This window comes from Streptomyces sp. ATCC 21386 (genome assembly GCF_018728545.1).
Lineage (GTDB): Bacteria > Actinomycetota > Actinomycetes > Streptomycetales > Streptomycetaceae > Streptomyces.
In genome coordinates this window covers 8,886,681-8,909,221 of the sequence record NZ_JAAVVL010000001.1, presented here as the reverse complement: position 1 = coordinate 8,909,221, position 22,541 = coordinate 8,886,681, and the positions used below count along the sequence as shown (strand labels likewise).

16 protein-coding genes are annotated in these 22,541 nt (G+C 72.5%); 10 read left to right on the top strand and 6 right to left on the bottom strand.

The window, feature by feature from the left end; translation table 11 throughout:
* Window positions 1-65: 65 nt before the first annotated feature.
* A complete protein-coding gene (locus GWK25_RS38085) occupies window positions 66-869 on the top strand; it encodes an exodeoxyribonuclease III (RefSeq protein ID WP_215456016.1) in 804 nt (267 codons plus the stop codon).
* 151 nt (window positions 870-1,020) lie between these two features.
* Window positions 1,021-3,480, top strand: a complete 2,460-nt coding sequence (locus tag GWK25_RS38080) for an NB-ARC domain-containing protein (protein WP_308404423.1) — start codon at window positions 1,021-1,023, stop codon at window positions 3,478-3,480.
* Between the two features lie 118 nt (window positions 3,481-3,598).
* Here the strand turns inward: GWK25_RS38080 and GWK25_RS38075 are convergent, their stop codons facing one another.
* On the bottom strand, window positions 3,599-3,976 hold the full coding sequence (locus tag GWK25_RS38075; RefSeq protein ID WP_215456015.1) for a hypothetical protein: 378 nt from the start codon (window positions 3,974-3,976) through the stop codon (window positions 3,599-3,601).
* Window positions 3,973-5,244 (bottom strand): hypothetical protein, encoded by a 1,272-nt coding sequence (locus GWK25_RS38070; protein WP_215456014.1) that lies wholly within the window; start codon window positions 5,242-5,244, stop codon window positions 3,973-3,975. Before GWK25_RS38070 ends, GWK25_RS38075 begins: the two co-directional genes overlap by 4 nt.
* Before the next feature lie 324 nt (window positions 5,245-5,568).
* Here GWK25_RS38070 and GWK25_RS38065 point away from each other — a divergent pair, with 324 nt between their 5' ends.
* Window positions 5,569-8,778 (top strand): BTAD domain-containing putative transcriptional regulator, encoded by a 3,210-nt coding sequence (locus tag GWK25_RS38065; protein WP_215456013.1) that lies wholly within the window; start codon window positions 5,569-5,571, stop codon window positions 8,776-8,778.
* A 231-nt stretch (window positions 8,779-9,009) separates the two neighbouring features.
* Here the strand turns inward: GWK25_RS38065 and GWK25_RS38060 are convergent, their stop codons facing one another.
* A complete protein-coding gene (locus tag GWK25_RS38060; RefSeq protein WP_215457875.1) occupies window positions 9,010-9,654 on the bottom strand; it encodes a MerR family transcriptional regulator in 645 nt (214 codons plus the stop codon).
* Between the two features lie 224 nt (window positions 9,655-9,878).
* Between GWK25_RS38060 and GWK25_RS38055 the strand changes: the two genes are divergently transcribed.
* The 4 genes from GWK25_RS38055 (at window position 9,879) to GWK25_RS38040 (ending at window position 13,664) form a co-directional block, all read left to right on the top strand.
* Window positions 9,879-11,438: an NAD(P)/FAD-dependent oxidoreductase gene (locus GWK25_RS38055; RefSeq protein ID WP_215456012.1), complete on the top strand. Its 1,560-nt coding sequence runs from the start codon at window positions 9,879-9,881 to the stop codon at window positions 11,436-11,438.
* Complete coding sequence (locus GWK25_RS38050; protein WP_215456011.1) at window positions 11,435-12,370, top strand: alpha/beta fold hydrolase; 936 nt, start codon at window positions 11,435-11,437, stop codon at window positions 12,368-12,370. The genes GWK25_RS38055 and GWK25_RS38050 overlap by 4 nt, the downstream gene beginning before the upstream one ends.
* On the top strand, window positions 12,367-13,263 hold the full coding sequence (locus tag GWK25_RS38045; RefSeq protein WP_215456010.1) for an SDR family oxidoreductase: 897 nt from the start codon (window positions 12,367-12,369) through the stop codon (window positions 13,261-13,263). The genes GWK25_RS38050 and GWK25_RS38045 overlap by 4 nt, the downstream gene beginning before the upstream one ends.
* Window positions 13,264-13,364: 101 nt before the next feature.
* Window positions 13,365-13,664, top strand: coding sequence for a hypothetical protein (locus tag GWK25_RS38040; protein ID WP_215456009.1), 300 nt, complete (start codon window positions 13,365-13,367; stop codon window positions 13,662-13,664).
* 128 nt (window positions 13,665-13,792) lie between these two features.
* Here GWK25_RS38040 and GWK25_RS38035 read toward each other — a convergent pair whose 3' ends face one another.
* On the bottom strand, window positions 13,793-17,140 hold the full coding sequence (locus GWK25_RS38035) for a S41 family peptidase (RefSeq protein WP_215456008.1): 3,348 nt from the start codon (window positions 17,138-17,140) through the stop codon (window positions 13,793-13,795).
* A gap of 265 nt (window positions 17,141-17,405) precedes the next feature.
* On the opposite strand from GWK25_RS38035, the gene GWK25_RS38030 reads away from it, so the two are divergent.
* The 3 genes from GWK25_RS38030 to GWK25_RS38020 all read left to right on the top strand — a co-directional run bounded on the left by GWK25_RS38030 (window position 17,406) and on the right by GWK25_RS38020 (window position 21,294).
* Window positions 17,406-18,011, top strand: coding sequence for a TetR/AcrR family transcriptional regulator (locus GWK25_RS38030; protein WP_215456007.1), 606 nt, complete (start codon window positions 17,406-17,408; stop codon window positions 18,009-18,011).
* Window positions 18,012-18,177: 166 nt separating this feature from the next.
* Window positions 18,178-20,565, top strand: coding sequence for an MMPL family transporter (locus GWK25_RS38025; protein ID WP_215456006.1), 2,388 nt, complete (start codon window positions 18,178-18,180; stop codon window positions 20,563-20,565).
* 177 nt (window positions 20,566-20,742) lie between these two features.
* Window positions 20,743-21,294 (top strand): DinB family protein, encoded by a 552-nt coding sequence (locus GWK25_RS38020; protein ID WP_374200668.1) that lies wholly within the window; start codon window positions 20,743-20,745, stop codon window positions 21,292-21,294.
* A gap of 31 nt (window positions 21,295-21,325) precedes the next feature.
* Here GWK25_RS38020 and GWK25_RS38015 read toward each other — a convergent pair whose 3' ends face one another.
* Together GWK25_RS38015 and GWK25_RS38010 are read right to left on the bottom strand one after the other, a co-directional pair.
* Window positions 21,326-21,790 (bottom strand): hypothetical protein, encoded by a 465-nt coding sequence (locus GWK25_RS38015; protein WP_215456005.1) that lies wholly within the window; start codon window positions 21,788-21,790, stop codon window positions 21,326-21,328.
* A 31-nt stretch (window positions 21,791-21,821) separates the two neighbouring features.
* Window positions 21,822-22,466: a hypothetical protein gene (locus GWK25_RS38010; RefSeq protein WP_308404421.1), complete on the bottom strand. Its 645-nt coding sequence runs from the start codon at window positions 22,464-22,466 to the stop codon at window positions 21,822-21,824.
* Between the last annotated feature and the right edge of the window lie 75 nt (window positions 22,467-22,541).

Here is a 22,541-nt window from a genome sequence, read left to right as displayed (position 1 = left end):
CGTACATCTATGCATGCGCATGCTCCATATCTGGACCTTGTCCAAGGTGCGGGTATCGTGCCCGGGTGCTGACTGTGACCTCTGTGAATGTGAACGGGCTGCGGGCCGCCGCGAAGAAGGGCTTCGTGGAGTGGCTCGCCGGGACCTCGGCCGATGTGCTCTGCCTCCAGGAGGTGCGGGCCGAGCCGGAGCAGCTCCCCGCCGGGGTGCGGCAGCCCGAGGGGTGGCACGTGGTGCACGCCCCGGCCGCCGCCAAGGGGCGCGCGGGGGTGTCGCTGTACAGCCGCCGCGAGCCCGACCGGGTGCGGGTCGGCTTCGGATCGGCCGAGTTCGACGGCAGCGGCCGGTACGTCGAGGCCGATCTGCCCGGTGTCACCGTGGCCAGCCTCTACCTTCCCTCCGGCGAGGTCGGGACCGAGCGGCAGGACGAGAAGGTCCGGTTCATGGACGAGTTCCTCGCCCACCTGAAGGAACTGCGCGAGCGCGCGGCCGCCGACGGACGCGAGGTCGTCGTCTGCGGCGACTGGAACATCGCCCACCGGCCCGCCGACCTCAAGAACTGGCGGGCGAACCAGAAGAACTCCGGGTTCCTGCCCGAGGAACGGGCCTGGCTCGACCGGGTCTTCGACGAGGCGGACGGGGCGTACGTCGATGTGCTGCGCGCCCTGCACCCCGACGTCGAGGGGCCCTACACCTGGTGGTCCTACCGGGGGCGGGCCTTCGACAACGACTCGGGATGGCGGATCGACCACCACGTGGCCACGGCCGGGCTCGCCGGCAAGGCGGTCAAGGGACTGGTGGAGCGCGCCGCGACCCACGCGGAGCGGTGGTCGGACCACGCGCCGGTCACGGTCGTCTACGACCTCTGAGGGCTGCCCCGCGCCTGCGTCCGATACGTGCAGACGAGCGACCGACATCACAGATCCTTGACACTCTGTGCCGCACTGCATCGGTTGTTCGATTGCTGTGCGGAAATACTCATCCCCAGGGGGACGGTGCTCACCGGCCGGAGGGGGACACGTGCGGGGGCAGGAGCCAGGCGGCCACAACGAGCTGAGCGGCGTCGTGCACGGTCCCAGCGTGCAGGCCGCCGTCGTGTACGGCGGGGTCCAGGTCAGGACCGGTGACGCGGTCGCGTCGGGGCCGCGCCCCGCGGTTCCGTGGCAACTGCCGCCCGCGGTGCCGCTCACCGCTCGCACGGCCGAGGTCGAGCGACTGGAGCACCACCGGGTCGCCGTGTCCCGCCGGGGGCATCCCGTCCTCGCCGCGGTCAGCGGACTGGGCGGGGTGGGAAAGACCGCCCTCACCCTGTCCTGGCTGCACGGGCTGCGGCCCGACTTCCCGGACGGCCAGTTGTACGCGGACCTCGGCGCCCAGTCGCCGTCCGGACCGGCCGATCCGGGCGAGGTGCTGAGCGGTTTCCTGCGCGGCCTGGGTGTGCCGCCGCGACAGGTTCCCCACGAGCCGGAGGAACGGGCGGCGCTGTACCGGTCGTTGACCGCCGAGCGCGCGCTCGTGGTCCTCCTCGACGACGCGGCGACGGCGGCGCAGGTGCGGCCGCTGCTGCCGGGCGGCCGCAACCTCACCGTCGTGACCGGTCGTCGGCGGATGTCCGGCCTGGCGCTCGAAGGCTGCTACCAGTTGCAGTTGGAGCCCCTCGCACCGGAAGCGGCGCTGGAACTCCTCGCGGCGACGCTCGCCGACGACCGGGTGGCCACCCAGACCGACGACGCCCGGGCCCTCGTGCGGCTGTGCGCGGGGCTGCCGCTCGCCGTGCGTGTCGCGGGCGCACGGCTCGCCGCCCGGCCGGGCAGGCGGATCAGCGCGATGGTGCGGGCCCTCGCCGCCGAGCAGGGCAGACTCGACGGGCTCGCCATCGAGGGCGATCACGGTGTGCGTGCCGCGCTGGATCTGTCGTACCGGGGCCTGCCCGAGACGTCGGCCCGGCTCTACCGGCTGCTCGGCGTGCATCCCGGACGGGAGTTCCAGAGCGCGGTCGCGACGGCGGTCCTGGCTCGCGGTTCCGCCGACGGTGGGCCGGGTCCCGCCGGCGTCACCGGGCCGGGACCCGCGGGCGTCACCGGGCCGGGACCCGCGGGCGTCACCGGGCCGCCCGGCGCGGAGCGCGCGCTGGAGAACCTGTACGACGCCAATCTGCTGATCGACGTGGGCGAGGACCGCTACCGCTTCCACGACCTCGTCCGGCTGCACGCGGCCGAGAAAGCCGCGCAGGACGAGTCCGCGGCGGAACGGGCGGCCGCGTTCCGCCGGCTCGCGGACCACTATGTGGCCACCGCGACCCGGGCGGAGAAGGCCGTCGAGCCGTACCACCCCTTGCGGGAGCGGTCCTACGGCCTCGGTCCGGTGGTCGAGGGCGACCCCGGGCCCGGACCACGGGCCGCACTGGACTGGCTGGAGCGGGAACTGCCCCAGCTGATGGCGGTGATCCGCCGTGCCAGGGCGGCGGGCGCGGCGGAGGCCTGCTGGCAGCTCGCCGATGCCATGGGGCCCCTCTTCGTCCGGCGCAAGCACTACGACGAGTGGCTCGCCGCGTACGAGGAGGGGCTGGTGGCCGCGCGCGAGGTGGGCGACACCCAGGCCGCGTGCCGGATGCTGACGTCCGGGGGCCAGGGCGCTCTGGGGAGCGGCGGCCACGGGCGGGCGCTGGAGATGTTCGAGGAGGCGGCCGGGCTCTTCGCCTCCATCGGCGACAGGCTCGGCCACGCCCGCACGCTCAACTACCGAGGGCTGGCTCACCAGCGGCTGGGGCAACTGGACGAAGCGGCCGTACTGTTCGCCCGCGCGGCCGTCGAACTGCCCACGCACGGGGACGAACGCGCGGGCGGGCTCGCGCGGCTCAACGCCGCCGACGTCGACCTCGACCTCGGCCGTCCGGAGCGGGCCGCCGCAGCGGCCGCTGCGGCACGGGAGACGTTGCTGGCCGTGGACGACCCCTACAACGCGGCTCGGGCCGCCACGCTGCTCGGCCGGTCCGCCCTGCTTCGGGGCCGGCTCGAGGAGGCGGAACACCTGCTCTCCGGAGCGCTCGACGATCTGGGCGCCGTGGGGGCGGACTCCGAGACGGCTCGGGCGCTCGGTGCGCTGGGCGAGGTCGCCGAGCGCCGCGGCGAGCGAGCCCTCGCCCGGGAGCGCTACGGCCGGGCCCTCGCGCTGGCCGCCGCGGCGAGGCAGCCGGGGCAGGTCGACGAACTGCGCGAACGGTTGAGGCTGTTGAGTGAGACCGAGACCGAGACCGAGACCGGGACCGAGACCGGGACCAAGACCGGGACCGAGACCGAGACCGGGACCAAGACCGAGACCGAGACCAAGACCGGGACCAAGACCGGGACCGAGACCGAGACCGGGACCAAGACCGGGACCGAAGCCGGGACCGAGACCGAGACCGAGACCGAGGCCGACGTTTCGGCCGACAGCGTCGCCGGTGCCGGTGCCGGTGCCCAGGCTGATGCCGCCGGATGACCGGGGTGATCGGCCGGCCGGGTGTGGCCGGGCGCCCCGTCCCGGTCGTCGGCGCCCGGTGGTGTCGCCGGCCGGTGCCGGCGGTCGGGGCGGAGCCCGGTGGACCGAGGTGTGTGGTTCAGCGGGTGCTCGTCACCAGCCATGTGTGGGCCAGGGACGCCCAGACCGGCCAGGGGTGCACGGCCGCGTGTCGTTCGGTCAGGTGCAGTCGTATCGGTACGCGGCCGTGGGGGCCCACGCGCAGCCAGCACCTCCCGGCCCCGGTGTGCACCGCCACCACCGCCGTGCCCGGGTGGGCGGCGGCCAGCGCGTCGGCCGCGGCGTCTCCCGATCCCGGCGCCACCAGCACGTCGGCGAGGGCCGGCCAGGGCCAGGGGGCGGGCAGTTCCACCCGCAGGTGCTCGTCGACGAGCGCGGGCGGGCAGGCCGGTCCGGGCGGAGCGATCCGGACGTACCGGCCCCACGGGCGCAGTGTCTCCTCTTCCGCTGTGTTCACGATCCGGCTCCGCCCGGCACGCCGTAGCGCACCAGGACCGGCGGCGGCGCCGCCTCCGCGGCGGGGCGGGCGACCGGCGCGCGCAGCCGCAGCTTCCGGTAGAGCAGAGCGCGCATCCGCCGGGCGAACCGGCCCGGTTGCGAACTGATCCGGGCCGCGACGCGCGCGTAGCGGTCCGGGCGGTGGGCGACGGAGCTCTGCCGCAGCTGGCGGAGCAACGGCCGGTCCGTGTCGATCCACGGCACCAGCGAGCGCAGTTCCGCCATGGGCGAGGCGGGGTCGAGGTCGGTGTCAGGTGAGCCGGCGGCCAGGAGACGGGCGCCCGTCATCGTGCCGTACAGCGACACCGAGCCGTGGTCCCCGACGATGTAGTCGGCCGCGACGACGGCGCCGCACCACTCCGCGTGCTGGCTGACCAGCCCGATGCCGCAGCGGCTGAGGCCGGCGAACGCGCTGCGGATGTGCCATTCGCTGTGGGCGTTCCAGACGTTCGAGTGCAGCATGACGACGATGCGGAAGTCCTCCCGGGGGAGTTGGTCGGCCAGTTGCTCCAGCAGGTCCCAGTGCCGTCCGAGCAGGGACTCGGGGCCCCAGGTCGAGCAGACGAGGACGAGCTCCTGCCAGGGCGCCGCGCCGAGCGCGCGCCGGTACAGGTCCCGTGCGGGCAGGCTCGCCGCGACGCGGTCGTAGCAGGGGTCGCCGACCACCTCGGCCACGGGCAGGGCCTCGGGGCACTCCCGGCCCAGACGGGTGCGGTCGTCCTCGTGGGCCAGGACGATCGCCGCGGGCACCACCACTCCGTCGCGGACCAGCCACTGCCGGCCCAGCCCGTACACCTCGCGCATCGCCGGGAGACGGCCGAGACGGCCGCGCCGGTCGTCGGGGACGGAGACGCGCTTGTTGTACGAGGCGCCGTGCGGCAGCACGATCACCGGGACGTTCAGTTCGTGCAGGCTCCCGTAGCTCGCGGTCAGCGCGAGGTCGAAGCGGGTGTGCACCGCCTGTCCCCACGGCACGACGAGGGCCCTGGTGTTCTCCAGGAACTCGTCCACGCCGTGGTTGAAGACGTCACCGGCCACCGTGAAGAGCACCTGTACCCGCGGGTCCCCCTCCAGCAGCCGGACCGCGTCCAGCAGCCGACGGGCGGAGGTCACGGTGTGGACCACCGCGAGCACCCGCTTGCGGATACGGAAGGTCGCCCAGCGCTCGACATCCAGACGCAGGGGTACGGCAGGGCGCCGGTCGGCGTCCGGCATCAGCAGGCTCATCTGAACTCCCCCGTGAAGCAACAGAGTTGAGGTGCGGGTTCGGCAGCTCGTCGGCGGCCGCTGTAACTGCGTCTCCCCGGACGGGTGGACGGCCGGCTTGCAGAAAACTTGCACCTCGGGCGTGCGGGTCCGTCGGCGTGCTTCGTGCGCCCCTTCGCGCGACTGTGCGCCCTGCTTTGCACCTCTGTTCAGTCCGGCACGGTGGCGACAGTGAGACATCGGGTGGACAGATGTGCGAGCCACCGACCGCCCGTGCGGAGACCGCCGGTGCGAGGACAGCACGACCGAGGCACGCGCCTGGACGAAGCGAACCACCTGGGGGAAGTGGTGCACCTTCTTGCGCTCGGGCCGCTCGAACTGTGGCACGGGGGACGGCAGTACCCGCTCGGCTCGCTGAAGGAGCGGCGGGTGCTCGCGGTCCTGCTGTACGCCCAGGGTGATCCCGTCGCCGTCGATACACTCGTCGAACGGGTCTGGGACGACGACGAGGTTCCCGTGACCGCCGTGGAGACGCTGCACTCCTATCTCTCCCGGCTGCGCACCCGGCTGCGTCGCGCCGTCGGTGATCTGGCCGTGCTGGAGCGCCCGTCCCCGCGCCGCTACCGGCTGCGCGTCCGGCACGCGGACGACGTGGACTTCGTACGGCTGCAACGGCTGCGTGACGAGGCCCGCGCGGCGGCCGGGCGCGGCGACCGGGAGTACGCCGTCGGTCTGCTGCACACCGCCGCGTCGTTGTGGCGGGGGGAGCCGTTCGCCGAGTTCACCGGCGACTGGGCCGCGTCCGCCCGGGCACGGCTGACCGAGGACCACCGCCGGGTGCGCGAGGAACGCATCCGGCTGGAGCTGGAGCTGGGCCGTCACGCCGACCTCCTCGGCGAACTCCACGAACTGGTCTCCCTGAACCCGCTGGCCCAACAGGCGGTCACCGCCCTGATGCTGGCCCTGTACCGGTCCGGGCGGGACGGCGAGGCGCTGGCCCTGTACCGCACCACGCGCCGGCGGCTGAACGAGGAACTCGGCATCGACCCCGGAACCGAACTCCAGGAACTGCAGCGGCGGATCCTCGGCCAGGACCCCGCCCTGCGGGAACACCACGCGGCGGAGGCCGACCCCGCGACCGGCCGGGGGACGGGTGCCCCGCGGGCGGCGGACCGTGCCGCCGGGCACCCGGGAAGCAGTCTGCCGCGGGACACCCGGGACTTCACCGGACGCGCGAGCGAGCTGGGCATCCTGCTCGCCGGCCACGGGCCCGAGGGCAGCGGGACCGCGCTGCCGGTCACCGTCGTGCACGGCATGCCCGGCGTCGGCAAGTCCGCGCTGATCGTGCACGCCGCGCACCGGATGCGCGAGCGCTATCCGGACGGCCAGTTCTACGTGGACCTGCGCGCCTACAGCGACCAACCGCCCCAGGATCCCGCGGACGCCCTGGCGTTCCTGCTGCACACCGCCGGGGTCCCCGATCCGCTGCCCGTCACCCTGGACGAGCGGGCCGCGCGCTGGCGTGAGTGGACCGCCCGGCACCGGGTCCTGGTGGTGCTCGACAACGCCCGGGACGCCGAGCAGATCCGCCCGCTGCTGCCCGGCTCGCCGGAGTGCCGCGCGATCGTCGCCAGCCGTAACCGGCTCACCGAACTGGACGGCGCCACGCCGCTGTTGCTGGACGTGCTGTCCGTGACCGAGGCCGGTGCGCTCTTCGCCCGGATCGCGGGGGCGGCCCGGGTCTCCGACACCGCCGCCCTGCGCCGCGTCGTGGAACTGTGCGGCAGGCACCCGCTCACCCTGCAGCTGCACGCGAGCCGGTTCCGGCACCGGGACACCTGGGACCTGGAGTACGTCGCGGACCGGCTCGACGGGGCCGGCGACCGGCTGGAGGAGTTCGACGAACGGGTCGCCGCCGCTCTGGAGATGTCCTGCGCCGATCTGGACGCCTCGGCGCGCGGCCTGTTCCGGCGGCTCGCGCTGCATCCGGGCCCCGACATCACCCTGGAGGCGGCGATGGCGCTGTCCGGGGACGTCGATCCGGGCGCGGTGCGCCGCGCGGCCGAGACCCTGCTGGACCGCCACCTGCTGGACGAACCGGTCCGGGACCGCTATCAACTCCACGATCTGGCCCGTGCGTTCGCCGGCCGTCTCGGCCGCCGGGAGGATCCGCGGCCCGAGCGGCGCGCGGCGCTGCGGCGGCTGCTGTCGTACTACCTCACGGCCGCCGACCGGGCGGACCGGCTCGCCCACCCGCGGCGGCGCAGACGACCCGTCCCGAGGGAACTGATCGCACCGGTCACACCCCATTTCGCCGCGGAACCGCCCGCCGAGTCCGCCGCCGACGAGGCGTCGGTGTGGCTGACCGTGGAGCGAGGCAACCTGCTGGCGGTGGCACGTACGGCCGCGGCGGAGTTCCCCGAGTACGCGGCGCTCTTCCCGCACGTCCTCGCGCACTCCCTGCAACGCTGGGGCACGCACGACATCACCGCCGAGCTGCAGGCGGCCGCGTTGACCGCGCTGCGTGCGGGCGAGGACCGGCCGGCCCTCGCCCGGACCCTGGTGGAGCGGGCCAGCGTCCTGGCGCGGGAGAACCACAACGCGGCTCTGGAGCACGCCACCGAGGCGTTGACCCTGTTCGAGGGCCTCGGTGACCCCCGGGGCCGGGCCGACGCGCTGCTCGAGATAGGCCGGGCCCATCTCGGGGCGGGCCGCGGCGAGGCGTGTCTGCGGGAACTGGACCGGTGCCTCGTGCTCTACCGCGCCGTCGACGACCCGCACGGCATCGCCGCCACCCTCAACGTGCAGGGCACGGCGAGGGTGCACCGGGCGGAGTACGCCGAGGCGGCGCACTGCTTCCGGACCATGCTCGGCATCAACCGGGAACTGCGTGACCGTCACGGTGAGGCCGTCGCGTGGAACAACCTGGGGGACATCCGGCTCGCCCTCGGGCTCCCCGAGGAGGCCGGCTACCACTACGAGCACGCCCTCGTGCTGATGCGCGACATCGGAGGCAAGAAGGACCTCGCGATCCTCGACACCAATCTCGGTGCCGTGTACTCCGCCACCGGGCAGCCGGAGCGGGCGCTCGCCTGTTTCCGCCGGGCCCTGGCCAGCCATCGGGCGGGCGGGGACGCCATCGGTGAGGTCAACACCCTGATCTCGCTGGGCGAGACCTGTGCGGGTTCCGGTCGTACGAAGGACGCGTTGGACCACTTCGGCGCGGCGGAGAAGGTGGCCCGGCGTATCGACAATTCCTACGAGCGGCAGAGAGCGCTTCTCGGAATTGCTGACACGCATTACAGGGAGAGGCGGTGGGGCATCTCGCTGGAGACCTATCGGAAGGCACTTTCCATCGCGCACGAGCACAGTTATTCGTTGTGCTCGGCGCGGGCGCTGGCCGGTATTTCCCGGGTGAGTCTCCGAATGCACGACATCCCGTCCGCCCGAGCCCACGCGGAACGCGCGCTGGTGATGTACCGGAGGCTCGGGGCGGACGGGGAGGCGGCTGAACTGGGCCGCTTGTTCGACGACTGGGGGGCTACCGGCTCGTGAGAGCCGGTGGGGTCACCAGATGCATTCCGCGTACGCGGCCGTCATGTCCATGACGAAAAGAGCGGCGGTGGTGAAGCTGAGGGTGAGTACGCGGTTCACTTCTCTCCTGTTTCGAAAGTGGATCCGAAGGGGAAGCGTCTGAGCGACGATTGGGCTCCACATTAGTCGATTCGATGGCCCGTCGAATCGATTCTGCTAACCCGTTCGAGTGAATGTCGCCGCCGCGCGGGTTTAACTCCCGCCTTGTTGATTTGTCGACTCCCGCAGCCGCCGGTCCATCGCCAGGGAAAGTTCCGCTTCCGCCACGCTCTTCGCCAGTGGCCGTAGGCGGGCGAGGTCTTCGGTGGTGCGGCCCGGCTGGGTGAGGATGAGGTCGGTGAAGAGGGCGGCCAGGGCCTCGGCGTGTTCGCGGACGCGGCGGCCCGCGCTCAGGACGTCGGCGAGGGGGACGCCCTCGCGGACCAGTGCGGCCGAGACGTCGAGGAGGCGGCGGCTGATGTGGACGATCTCGCCGCCGTCGGTGCCGAGATAGCCGAGGTCGAGGGCGGCGGCGAGGTTCTCCGAGGTGGCCTGGTCGCCGAAGTGGTCGGCCAGTTCCTCGGGGGTGAGGCGGACCGGGACCTCCTCGGTGGGGGCGCCGAGACCCAGCAGGTCGCCCACGTCGCGGCCCTGGTCGAAGGCCTCGGCCAGCTCCGCTATGCCGCTGAGGGTGTGGCCGCGCTCCAGCAGGGCCGCGATCGTGCGCAGCCGGGCCAGGTGCGTGTCGTCGTACCAGGCGATGCGGCCCTCGCGGCGGGGCGGCGGGATCAGTTTGCGCTCCCGGTAGAAGCGCAGGGTGCGTACGGTGATGCCGGCCGCCTCGGCCAGTTGTTCCATGCGGTATTCGTGTCGCTCGCCGTCGTCCGCCGCATCTTCCGCCGTGTCTCCTGCCGCTTCTTCTGCCACCCGCGCAGCCTATGTCGTACCGCTGGTAACTCCAGAGGGCCCAACCCCTACCCATCGGTACGGTCCTGCCCTACGCTCCCCATTGCGCCAGTGATTACTGGCGCGGACAGGGTGCGAACGCGGTGTGCGCACGCGATGAGGCGTGGAGGTACCGGATGGGCGGGCACAGGGGCGGGAACGGGCCGCATGTGCGGGTGGCGGTGATCGGCTCCGGGTTCGGCGGACTCGGGGCGGCCGTACGGCTGCGGCGCGAGGGGATCACCGACTTCGTCGTCCTGGAGCGGGCGGGGTCGGTCGGCGGCACCTGGCGGGACAACGACTATCCCGGGTGCGCCTGCGACGTGCCCTCCCACCTCTACTCGTTCTCCTTCGCCCCCAACTTCGAGTGGCCGCGCGCCTTCTCCGGGCAGGAGCACATCCGGGCCTACCTGGAGCACGTGACGGACGTCTTCGGGCTGCGGCCGCACATCCGCTTCGACTCCGAGGTGCTGCGGATGGCCTGGGACGGGGAGCGGCTGTGCTGGGACATCGAGACCAGCGCCGGGGCCCTGTCCGCCGACTTCGTCGTCTCCGCGACCGGGCCGCTGTCCGACCCGAAGGTGCCGACCGAGGCCGAGCTGCCGGGGCTCGGGTCCTTCCCGGGCAAGGTGTTCCACTCCGCCCGCTGGGACCACGGCTACGAGCTGCGCGGCAAGCGGGTCGCGATGATCGGTACGGGTGCCTCCGCGATCCAGATCGTGCCGGCGATCCAGCCCGAGGTCGGCCGGCTGACCCTCTTCCAGCGGACCCCGCCCTGGGTGCTGCCCCGCGTCGACCGCGGCATCAGCGGGGCCGAGAAGTGGCTGCACAAGCAGCTGCCGTTCACCGCGCAGGCCCGGCGCGGACTGCTGTGGGGCGTACGGGAGTTGCAGGTGCAGGCCTTCACCAAGCGGCCGAACCAGCTGGGGCTGGTGGAGCGGATGGCGAAGCGGCACATGGCCCGGAGCGTCGCGGATCCGCAGCTGCGGGCCAAGCTCACCCCTGACTACCGCATCGGCTGCAAGCGGATCCTGCTGTCCAACACCTACTATCCGGCGCTCACCCGGCCCAACGTCGACGTCATCGCGTCCGGGCTGTCCAAGGTCGACGGCTCCACGCTCGTCGCCGCCGACGGGTCCGCCGCCGAGGTCGACGCGATCGTCTTCGGCACCGGGTTCCACGTCACCGACATGCCCATCGCCGACCGGGTGGTGGGCGCCGACGGGCGCACGCTCGCCGAGTCCTGGGCGGGCGGGGGGATGCGGTCGTTGCGCGGGGCCTCGGCGGCCGGGTTCCCGAACTGGATGACGATCATCGGACCCAACACCGGTCTCGGGAACTCCAGCATGATCCTGATGATCGAGTCCCAGCTGAACTACATGGCCGACTTCGTACGGCAGTTGGACGTGCTGGGGGGCCGGGTCGCCCTCGACGCCCGGCCGGACGCCGTCGACGCCTGGAACGAGCGGGTGCACAAGCGCATGGAGCGCACGGTGTGGAACACCGGCGGCTGCACCAGCTGGTACCTCGACGCGAGCGGTCGCAACACGACCGTCTGGCCGGGTACGACCACCGAGTTCCGCGGTGCGACCCGGCGGGTCGACCTGAGCGAGTACGAGGTGCTGCGGGCCGCCCCGCCGGGTACGAGGAACGGCGGCGGGGCGACGGACACGGAGAAGGTGGAGGCCGGAGCGTGACCCGACTGACCCATGTGAAGCACGGCCCCTACGCGCCGCCCGTCGCCGTCCGGGAGCTGGTGGCCGTGTCCACCGACGGGGCGCGACTGCACGTCGAGGTACACGGTCCGCAGGAGGCGCCGACGGTGGTCCTCGTGCACGGCTGGACCTGCTCCACGGCGTACTGGGCGGCGCAGGTCCGGGACCTCTGCGTCGATCACCGGGTCGTCGTCTACGACCAGCGCGGGCACGGGCGCAGCCCCGCGTCCGCCGCGTGCAGCGCGGACGCCCTCGCCGACGATCTGGAGGCGGTGCTCGCGGCGACGCTCGCGCCGGGCGAGAAGGCGGTGCTGGCCGGGCACTCCATGGGCGGGATGACGCTGATGGCCGCCGCCGGCCGGCCGGGCTTCCAGGAGCGCGCGGCGGCGGTCCTGCTGTGCAGCACGGGCAGTTCGCAGCTGGTCGCCGAGTCGCTGGTCGTGCCGCTGCGGCCGGGGCGGGTGCGGACCTGGCTGACCCGGAAGGTCCTCGGCTCCCGGGCGCCGCTCGGGCCGGTCACACCGATCGCCCGGCGGATCCTCAAGTACGCGACGATGGGCCCCGGTTCGTCGCCCGTGATGGTCGAGGCGTGCGCGCGGATCGTGCACGCGTGCCCGGCGAGGGTGCGGCACGCCTGGTCGCACGTCCTCGCCTCACTCGATCTCGACCACGGCGTACGGGCGTTGACGGTGCCGACGGCCGGGGTCGTGGGCACCGCGGACCGGATGACGCCGCCCGTGCACGCGCGGGCGCTGGCTGCCGCGCTGCCCGACTGCGTGGGCGTGAGCGAGCTGACCGGGGTCGGACACATGGCGCCGGTGGAGGCGCCGGAAGCGGTCACCGCGCGCATACGCGAGCTGGCCGCACTGTACGTACGTGCCGGGCGGGACGAGTTGGAGGAGGCGGGCGCATGAGCAACGGCAGCACCCTGGAGGGGCGGGTCGCGGTCGTCACCGGGGCCGCGCGGGGCGTCGGGGAACTCCTCGCGCGCAAGCTCTCGGTGCGGGGGGTGAAGGTCGCGCTCGTCGGCCTCGAACCGGACGAGCTGAAGCGGGTGTCGGAACGGCTGTACGGCGAGAGCGAGTTCTGGCACGCCGACGTGACCGACCACGAGGTCATGGCGCGGGTCGCGGCCGAGGTGAAGGAGCGGTTCGGGCGGGTCGACATCGTCGTCGCCAACGCGGGCGTCGCCACGGGCGGGCCGTTCGTGGACTCCGACCCCGACTCCTGGCGGCGGGTCATCGAGGTCAACCTCGTCGGATCGGCCGTCACCGGGCGGGCGTTCCTGCCGGCGCTGATCGAGAGCCGGGGGTATCTGCTGCAGATCGCCTCCCTCGCGGCGATCACCCCGGCGCCGATGATGACGGCGTACTGCGCGTCCAAGTCGGGTGTCGAGGCGTACGCGCACTGTCTGCGCGCCGAGGTCGGACACCGGGGGGTCGGCGTCGGGGTCGGGTATCTGTCCTGGACCGACACGGACATGGTGCGCGGGGCAGACAAGGAGGAGGCGATGCGGGAGTTGCGGGAGCGGCTGCCGTGGCCGGCTGGCAAGACGTACCCGCTGGGGCCGGCCGTGGACCGGCTCGTCGCCGGAATCGAGCGGCGGGCCGGCCATGTGTACGGGCAGTGGTGGCTGCGGGGGATGCAGGGCGTGCGCGGGTATCTCCCGGGGCTCATCGGGACGTTCGCGCCGCGCGAGGTCCGGCGGATGGAGCCGCGGCTGCGCGGGGTGGCCAAGGGGCTGGTGGGGGCCGGTGGAGCCGCGGACGAGCGGACGCGGGGGGTGGGGGCCACGGAGCCGGAATAGCTCTGGGTCACCGAGCGTCACTGATCGAAATGCGTGGGATGTCCGTGCGTGTTTGTCTGGTCGAGGCCCGATCCCCTCACCCACAACGGGAGTGAATCCACATGGGCATGAAGGACCAGTTCCAGGACAAGGCTGAGCAGCTGAAGCGGAAGGCCGGGCAGTCGCCCGAGGAGCGGCAGCGGGCTCAGCGGCCTGGTGAGCGCGCGTCCGAGCGTCAGCCCCAGCAGGCGCAGCGCGAACACGGCCGGCCCCAGCGAGAGCACGGGCAGCCGCAGCGCGAGTCCGGCCGGCCCCAGCGCGAGCACGGCCAGCCGGAGCGCGGCGCGCGGCGCCGTGACGAGGAGTCGGAGCGGCTGATGCGGGACGAGGAAGACCGCGTCCGCCAGGACTTCGACGTGTAACTCCCGCACCCGGCCCCGGCCGTGTGAGACGCGGGGTGCCCTCCTTGAGCGGAGGGTGCCCCGCGTTCGCGCGTTCCGGGGCGCCATCCCGTTGGCGCGTTCCCGGGGCGTCCCCCTGCAGGCTCGCCCTACGGGATCGGCCTCGGCGGCAGTTGCGGGCGGGCCCTGTTCGGGACGTTGCTGTAGTCCGGGGGGTCCGCCGCGGGGTGGGTCTTCAGGAGGTCCAGGGCCAGGTTCACCGCCGCCTCCAGCTGGGTGTTGCGGCCCTCGGCCCAGTCCAGGGGAGTGCGCAGGGTCTCCAGGTCCGGGGTGACGCCCCGGTTCTCGACGGTCCAGCCGTACGCGTCGAACCAGGCGGCGTTCATCGGGACCGTGATGACCGTGCCGTCGCCGAGCTGGTGGCGGCCGGTCATGCCGACGACACCGCCCCAGGTGCGCAGGCCCACCACCGGGCCGAGGCCCAGGAGTTTGAAAGCGGCGGTGATCATGTCGCCGTCGGAGGCGGTCGCCTCGTCGGCCAGGGCGACCACGGGGCCGCGCGGTGCGCTCGACGCGTACGACACCGGCTGCGCGTTCCTCGTCAGGTCCCACCCGAGGATCGTGCGGGTCAGTTTCTCCACCACCAGTTCGCTGATGTGGCCGCCCGCGTTGCCGCGCACGTCGACGATCAGGGCGGGCCGGGAGACCTCCATGCGCAGATCGCGGTTGAACTGGGCCCAGCCGGAGCCGCCCATGTCCGGGATGTGCAGATAGCCGCAGTGGCCGCCGCTCAACTCCCGTACGACCGCACGGCGTTTGGCCACCCAGTCCTGGTAGCGCAGGGGCCGTTCGTCGAGGAGGGGGACCACGGCGACGCGGCGGGAGCGGCCCGCCGCCTCCGGGTCGGCGGGGCCCGCAGCGCCCTCACCGGAAGGGGGCTGGGTGAAGGTCAGCTCGACCGTCGTGCCGCCCGCGCCCATCAACAGGGGGTACGGGCCCGTCGTCGGGTCGACCGGGCGGCCGTCGACGTGGGTGAGGACCGCGCCCTCCCGGATGCCGGTGCCGGCCAGGGGCGAGCGGGCCTTGGAGTCGGAGGAGTCACCGGGCAGGATGCGGCGGATCGCCCACGCGTCGTCCCGGCGGACGAAGTTGGCGCCCAGGAAGCCTTGGCGGCGCTGGTAGTGGGGCGGGCCCTCGTTGCGGCGTGCCGGGGAGACATAGGCGTGGGAGGTGCCGAGTTCGCCCAGCACCTCGCGCAGCAGGTCCGCGAACTCGTCGGGGGACGCGACCCGTTCGACCAGCGGGCGGTACTGGTCGAGGACCCCGTCCCAGTCGATTTCGCTCATCCTCCGGTCCCAGAAGTACGCGCGGATCAGCCGGCCGGCCTCCTCGTACGCCTGGCGCCACTCGGCGCCGGGGTCGACCTCGTGCGGGATGCGCCGCAGGTCGATCCAGACGGTCGAGTCGCTGTCGCCTGACTCGGTGGAGGGGACGGCCCGCAGGTCGCCCTCGTCCACGACCACGAGCCGTGAGCCGTCGCCGCTGACCGCGAACCAGTCCAGGTGGTCGACGAGTTCGGACCTCTTCGCCTTGCTGATGTTGAAGTAGTCGAGTGTCGGGCGGCCGGTCATGTCGTCCGGGTTGGCGAAGGTCTCGCCCAGGGCGCCCGAGATCGGCCAGCGCAGCCAGACCAGGCCGCCGCCCGCGACCGGATACAGCGCCGAGTACTTGGAGGCGGTGACCGGGAACGGCGTCACCCTGTTCTCCAGGCCCTCGGTCTCCACGGTCACCGTGCCGTCGGTGTTCTCGTCCTCGGTGGGGTCCATGCCCCCGGCGACCGGCCGCCCGTCGGGGTTCAGGGCGAAGGGGGAGGGCGTGGCGGAGGAGAGCGGGACCAGGTAGGGGCGGCAGCCGAGCGGGAAGGACAGGTCGCCGGTGTGCACGTCGTACACCGGGTCGAAGCCGCGCCAGGACAGGAAGGCGAGGTAGCGGCCGTCGCTGGTGAACACCGGGTTCTCGTCCTCGAAGCGGCCGTTCGTGACGTCGACGACCACCCGGTCCTTCATGCGGGCCATCTTGATCTGGCGCAGGGTGCGGCCGATGCCCGGGTGGGACCAGGTCAGCCAGGCGCCGTCGGGGGAGAAGGCGAGGTCGCGCACGGGGCCGTTGAGGGAGGTGATGAGTTCGGTGACCTCGCCGTCCGCCTCCTCGGGGCCCCCGGCGGCGGCCGCCTCGTCGGGCACGGTCAGCAGGAGGACGCGGCCGTCGTGCGAGGCGACGGCGAGGCGTTCGCCGCGCGGGTCGGACAGCAGTTCCAGGACGCGGCCCAGGCCGCCGGAGGCGAGGCGGCGGGGCTCGCGGGCGCCGGTGGCCCCGGGGAGGTGGGCGATCTCGATCGCGTCCTCGCCGTCCGCGTCCGTCACGTACGCCACCCGGCCGCCGGGGCCCAGCATCTCCGGCAGCCGGACGCGGACGCCCGGGGTGTCGGCGATGGTCCGGGCCGGGCCGTCGCGGTGGGTCAGCCAGTAGAGGCTGCCGCGGACGACGACCGCGCTGGCCCGGCCCGTGTCGTCCACGGAGATGCCGTCGACGTGCTGGGCGGCCGGCACCTGGTACGGCCGCCGCCCGGTGCGCGCACCGCCGAGCCGTACGTCGAGGCGGCGCGGCACGGCGTCGGCGGCGAGGTCGTCGACCAGCCACACCTCGCCCGCGCACTGGTACACCACCCGGGTGCCGTCGCTCGCCGCGTGCCGGGCGTAGAAGGCGTCGTGGTCGGTGTGGCGGCGCAGGTCGGAGCCGTCGTACGCGCAGGAGTAGAGGTTGCCGACGCCCTCGTGGTCGGAGAGGAAGGCGATCCGGCCGCCGACGAACAGGGGGGAGTGCAGATGCCCGTCGAGGTCGGCGAGCAGCCGCTCGCCGTGCAGCCAGAGGCGGCCCATGGCCCCGCCCCGGTAGCGCTTCCAGGAGGCCGGTTCGTGTGGGGGAGTGCCGGTGAGCAGCAGGGTGCGGCGCTCGCCGTCGATCTCGGCGGACTGGATGTCGGAGACCGGGCCCCAGGGCAGTTTGCGGCCGGGGTCGCCGTCGGTGCCGACCTTGTAGGCCCAGGTGAAGTGCGAGAACGGCTCGCCGTGGGAGGCGACCGCCAGAATGTCCGAGCGGCCCTCCCGGTCCGGGGGTGTCCAGCCGCGGACCTCGGTGTCGGGGCTGCCCCAGTGGGTGAGCCGGCGGGCGGGGGCGCCGCCGTCCACCGGGGTCAGATGGATCTCCGGGAGGATGCTCCGCCAGCTCGTGTACGCGATGTGCCGGCCGTCGGGCGAGAAGCGCGGGGTGGCGACCTTCGTTCGGTCGACGGTGAGCCGCCAGGCGCGGTCCGAGCCGTCCAGCGGGGCCAGCCACAGGTCGTCCTCGGCGACGAAGCAGAGGCGGTCGCCGCTGAGGTGGGGGTGGCGGAGGTAGCCGGGCTCCCGGCCCGTTCCTTGCTCGTAACTGTCGCTCACCCACCCATGCTTCTCCGGCCGGGGGGCACCGGCAACTTCAACCCGGGCGACCCGCCGACTGCTGCCGGGTGACCTGCCGGCTCCCACCGGGTGACCCACTACGCGAACGAAACGGTTTCGTTTTCTTCGGGCTTCGGGGTATCGTCTTAAGCGTACGAAACAGTTTCGTTCGCGAAGCGAGGTGTCCGTCCTGCGTCATCCGTGGGGTGCCGCCCGGCCGGTAGCCTTGCCGTCTCGAACGCGTAACCGCAGCCAGGGGAGTGGGATGACTGAGACCGCGACGGCGCGCCGCAGTCGGATCACGCCCGAGCGCGAGGCCGAGCTCTACGCCGCCGTCCTCGACCTCCTCCGGGAGGTCGGCTACGACGCCCTCACCATGGACGCCGTGGCCGGCCGCACCCGGTCCAGCAAGGCCACCCTCTACCGCCAGTGGGGCGGCAAGGCCGAGCTGGTCGCGAGGGCCATGCGGCACAGCAAGCCGGGCACCGACATCGGCGCCATCGACACCGGGTCCCTGCGGGGCGACCTGCACGCCCTGGTGATGAGCACCGATGACTGCGCCATGGAACAGAACAACGCGCTGATGCGGGGTCTGGCCATGGCCGTGCACGGAAACCCCGACCTGCTGAAGGCCTTCCGTGAACTGATCATCGAGCCGGAGATGGTGGAGATCCGCCGTGTGGTGCAGCGTGCCGTCGACCGGGGCGAGGTCCGTCCGGACAACCCCGCCATCGACTACGTGGTGCACATGTTCGTCGGCGCCTTCGCCGCGCGGGACATGATCGAGGACCAGCCACCCACGCAGAGCTTCCTCCGCTCGTACCTGGACGCCGTCGTCCTCCCCGCCCTCGGCGTGTCGGCCTCTCGGTAGCTCACCGCGGTTCGCCGCGCATCCCCACCTGACCCACCGCTCATGTCGTCGGGCTGCTCACCCCTGCCCCGCCATGCCCTGCCGCCCAGCCGGCTCTCTCCCCACGGCACGGGCCGATCCGTCCTGCCCTCCGCACGTCCACGACCTGAACGGGAGTACCGCCCCCGTGGCCACATTCCTCTACACACTCGGTCGACTCGCCTTCCGGCGACGACACTTCGTCGTCCTGATCTGGGTGGCACTGCTGACGTTCGCGGGCGTCGGCGCCGCCTCCGCGCCCGCCGCGGGCGCGTCCTCCTTCTCCATCCCCGGCACGGAGGCCCAGAAGGCCTTCGACCTGCTGGAACAGCGCTACCCCGGGATGAGCGCCGACGGCGCCACCGCCCGCGTCGTCTTCAAGGCGCCCGAGGGCGAGAAGATGGCCGACGCCGCCAACAAGCGCATCGTCGACAAGGCCGTCGGGGAGCTGCGCGACGGCTCCGAGGTCGTCGCCGTCAGCGACCCGTTCACCACGAACGCGGTCAGCCGGGACGGGACGATCGCCTACGCCTCGGTGACGTACAAGGTCCCGGCCATGGAGCTGGAGGACGCCTCCAAGGAGTCCCTGGAGGCCACCGCGCACAAGGCGCAGGACGCCGGGCTGACCGTCGAGATGGGCGGTGACGCCCTGCAGCCGGAGCCGGAGACGGCCGTCGCCGGTGAGATCATCGGCCTGGCCATCGCCGCCGTCGTCCTCGTCGTCACCCTGGGCTCGCTCGTCGCGGCCGGGTTGCCGCTGCTGACGGCGATCATCGGCGTCGGTATCGGCGTCGCCACCATCACCGCCCTCGCGAGCGCGCTCGACCTCGGCGACACCACCTCCACCCTCGCCCTGATGATCGGCCTCGCGGTCGGGATCGACTACGCGCTGTTCATCGTCTCCCGCTACCGCTCCGAACTGGCCGAGGGCCGGGAGCGCGAGGAAGCGGTCGGCCGGGCCGCCGGCACCGCCGGCTCGGCGGTGGTCTTCGCGGGGCTCACGGTCGTGATCGCGCTGGCCGGTCTCGCGGTCGTCGACGTCCCGATGCTGACCAAGATGGGTCTCGCCGCCGCGGGCACGGTCGTCGTCGCGGTCCTCATCGCCCTCACCATGATCCCGGCACTGCTGGGCTACGCCGGCCGCAAGGTGCGGCCCGCCGGTGAGAAGGGCGGCCTGTGGGGGCGCCGCAAGGGGAAGGGCTCCGCCGAGGGCCGTAAGGGAACGTCCGCCACAGGCTCCATGGAGGGGACCTCGGCGGGGAACGCGGCGGGGAACGCGGAGGAGGCGTCCGCCGGGGCCGGGGGCAAGCCCAGCCTGGGCACCCGTTGGGCGAGCTTCGTCGTCCGCCGCCCCGTCGCCGTGCTGCTGCTCGGCGTGGTCGGCCTGGGCACGGTCGCGCTGCCGGCCACCCAGCTCGAACTGGGCCTGCCCGACGACGGTTCGCAGCCGACGTCCACCACCCAGCGTCGGGCGTACGACCTGCTCTCCGAGGGCTTCGGGCCCGGCTTCAACGGCCCCCTGATGGTCGTCGTCGACGCCCGGGACAGCGCGTCCCCGAAGCAGGCCGCCACCGCGGTGACCGACGGGATCAAGGGGCTCGACGACGTCGTGACGGTGACCCCGGCGACGTTCAACAAGGCCGGGGACACCGCGATGATCACGGTCGTCCCCGAGTCGAAGCCGTCCTCGACGCAGACCGAGGACCTGGTGCACGCCATCCGGGACGCGGGCGCCGGCGTGGCGACCGACACCGACGCCAAGGTGCTGGTCACCGGCGCCACCGCGATGAACATCGACTTCTCGCAGAAGCTCACCGACGCGCTGGTCCCGTATCTGGCGCTGGTGGTGGGCCTCGCCTTCCTCCTGCTGATCGTGATCTTCCGGTCGATCCTGGTGCCGCTGAAGGCTGCCCTCGGCTTCCTGCTCAGCGTGCTGGCCGCGCTCGGCGCCGTGGTCGCGGTCTTCCAGTGGGGCTGGCTGGCGGGAGTCATCGGGGTCGAGGAGACCGGCCCGATCATGTCGATGATGCCGATCTTCATGGTGGGTGTCGTCTTCGGCCTGGCGATGGACTACGAGGTCTTCCTCGTGACCCGGATGCGCGAGGCGTACGTCCACGGTGAGAACCCGAACCAGGCCGTCGTGACCGGCTTCCGGTACAGCGCCCGGGTGGTCGCGGCCGCCGCGGCGATCATGATGGCCGTCTTCGCCGGCTTCATCGGCTCCGGCGAGTCGATGATCAAGATGATCGGCTTCGGTCTCGCCATCGCCGTCTTCTTCGACGCGTTCGTCGTCCGCATGGCCATCGTCCCGGCCGTCCTCGCCCTGCTGGGCGACAGGGCCTGGTGGCTGCCGAAGTGGCTCGACCGCGCGCTGCCCGACGTCGATGTCGAGGGCGAGGGCCTGCGGGCGCACGACGACTCGGCGAGGAAGCCGGCCGAGGACGGCAAGGACCACGAGGACGGCAAGGGCGACAGGGACCGCAAGGGAGACAGGGGCGACAAGGGCGACGAGGACAGGTCGCTGGTCCGCGTCTGACGCGAGGGCGGCGCGCGTCTGACGCGCGGTGACGCAAACGGCGGCCGGACCGGGGAAACCGAGGGACGGCTGCCGGGCAGGACCGCCGGTGAGGGCCCGTGGGGACGGGCGCCCTCACCGGCTTCCGAGGCTGATGGGGGCGGCGTGCCGGGGTCCGCGGTCAGGTAAGCATGACGGGTGACCGAAGAAATCGAACGCCCCGAACGCCCCGAACGCATCGAAGACCTCGACGACCGCGTGGGTCCGCCACACCACGGCACCGAACGCGAGACGCTCCGCGCCTTCCTCGACTACCACCGTGCCACGCTCGCCATGAAGTGCGCGGGGCTGACGGACGAGGAACTCCGCCGGCGGTCGATGCCTCCGTCCACGCTGTCCCTGCTGGGTCTCGTGCGGCACATGGCGGAGGTGGAACGCGCCTGGTTCCGGCGGGTGTTCGAGGATCACGACGCGCCGATGGTGTGGTCGAAGGAGATCGATTTCCAGGCGGCGTACGACGCGAGCACCTCGACGCGGGCGGAGGCGTTCGGGGCGTGGGAGGCGGAGGTGGAGACCTCGCGGCGCATCGAACGGGAGGCGGAGTCCCTGGACCTCGTAGGCCACCAACCGCGCTGGAACGAGGAGGTCTCGCTCCGCATGGTCATGCTCCACGTCCTGCTGGAGTACGGCCGCCACAACGGCCACGCGGACTTCCTGCGGGAAGGGGTGGACGGGGTGGTGGGGGCGTGAGGGGCGCGGGTGCCGCCGGTGTCACCGGCGCCTAGAGATGCTGCTTGGCGGTGCTGATGAGGAGGGCGATGGCGTCCCGGGTCCGCACCCGGCGGGCGTCGAACTCCGCCCTGTCGTCGGTCTTGAGGACGGCGGTGACGTCGGCGAGAACGGCTTCGGCGGTCCGGCTCAGTTCGTCGTCGGCCGTGAGCATCTGCACGCGGAACAGCGCTTCCTGGGCGGCGGACCGCAGGTCGTACGCGCGGACGCGGACCGTGTCGGGGTCCTCGGGCGGGGGCTGTTCGTGCTCGCAGAACCACAGGTGAACGAGGGAGCGGCGGTAGTTGAGGAGGGCGCCGGCATACACGGAGTAGGCGTCGAGGCGTTCCTGGCGGAGCTTCTCCCGTCGGGTGAACTCGTGGGTCCGGTCGGTGGCGCGCTGCTGGTAGGCGAGGGTCAGGCCCGACCCGAGCAGGGTCCCGAGTACGGCTATGCCACTGGCGATGATGGTCTCCACACCCCAAGCTGATCACGCTGCGGCGGCCGGGTCACTCCTCGGCGAACACCTCGGCGGCGGAGGTGGCGGTGATCGCGCGGGTGAACCAGAGGTTGAGGGTGTCGAGGTCGCGGCAGGACGTGATGCGGTCGCGGTCGGCGGCGGAGACGTGGACCTCTCGACCGTCCAGGAGCAGCAGGATGTCCTCGGCCTTGCCCTTGGCGCGGCCTTCCTCCCGGATCTCCTCGGAGATCGGCGACGTGAAGAACGAGAGGTCGGTCATGAGAGCCCTCCAGGCCTTGGCGGCTGGGGATTCGCCCAGCCCCTGAGATGTCAGTTCGACGAAGATCGTCGCGGTGTCCGGATCGCGGGCTTCGAGGCCCTTCAGAGCGTCTGCCAGTACTTTGAGTATGGCATCGGCCTGTGGCTCACGGCGGTGCAGGACCGCGGACAGCACGGTCAGCGGGATGTCCCGGCGAGCTTGGACCGGATCGTCGACGACCGGCACGTCGTCAGGTCCCAGGACGAGAGGGCGCAGGGTGAGGGAGGGCCACTCGGGTGGCCCGAAGTCGACGGTCTCCGACGCCCAGGCAGCGGTATTCCGGTTGTCGCACACCACGAGGAGGACCGCGGGCATCTCGTACTTCGCGTGCAGATGCGCCAGGTAGTACGCCCAGTTCCTTTGTCTGTCGGGCACCTTCTTTCCCTGAGCCTCTACGGCCAGAAGGAATGCGCCTCGCTTCCTATTGGTGGTTCAGTTGTTGGAATTCCC

What these genes read in the sequence shown, in the direction of transcription:
- GWK25_RS38070 (WP_215456014.1), bottom strand. Translation starts at nt 5,244, where the DNA reads ATGAGCCTGCTGATGCCGGACGCCGACCGGCGCCCTGCCGTACCCCTG.
- GWK25_RS38060 (WP_215457875.1), bottom strand. Translation starts at nt 9,654, where the DNA reads ATGGAACAACTGGCCGAGGCGGCCGGCATCACCGTACGCACCCTGCGC.
- GWK25_RS38055 (WP_215456012.1), top strand. Translation starts at nt 9,879, where the DNA reads ATGGGCGGGCACAGGGGCGGGAACGGGCCGCATGTGCGGGTGGCGGTG.
- GWK25_RS38045 (WP_215456010.1), top strand. Translation starts at nt 12,367, where the DNA reads ATGAGCAACGGCAGCACCCTGGAGGGGCGGGTCGCGGTCGTCACCGGG.
- GWK25_RS38040 (WP_215456009.1), top strand. Translation starts at nt 13,365, where the DNA reads ATGGGCATGAAGGACCAGTTCCAGGACAAGGCTGAGCAGCTGAAGCGG.
- GWK25_RS38030 (WP_215456007.1), top strand. Translation starts at nt 17,406, where the DNA reads ATGACTGAGACCGCGACGGCGCGCCGCAGTCGGATCACGCCCGAGCGC.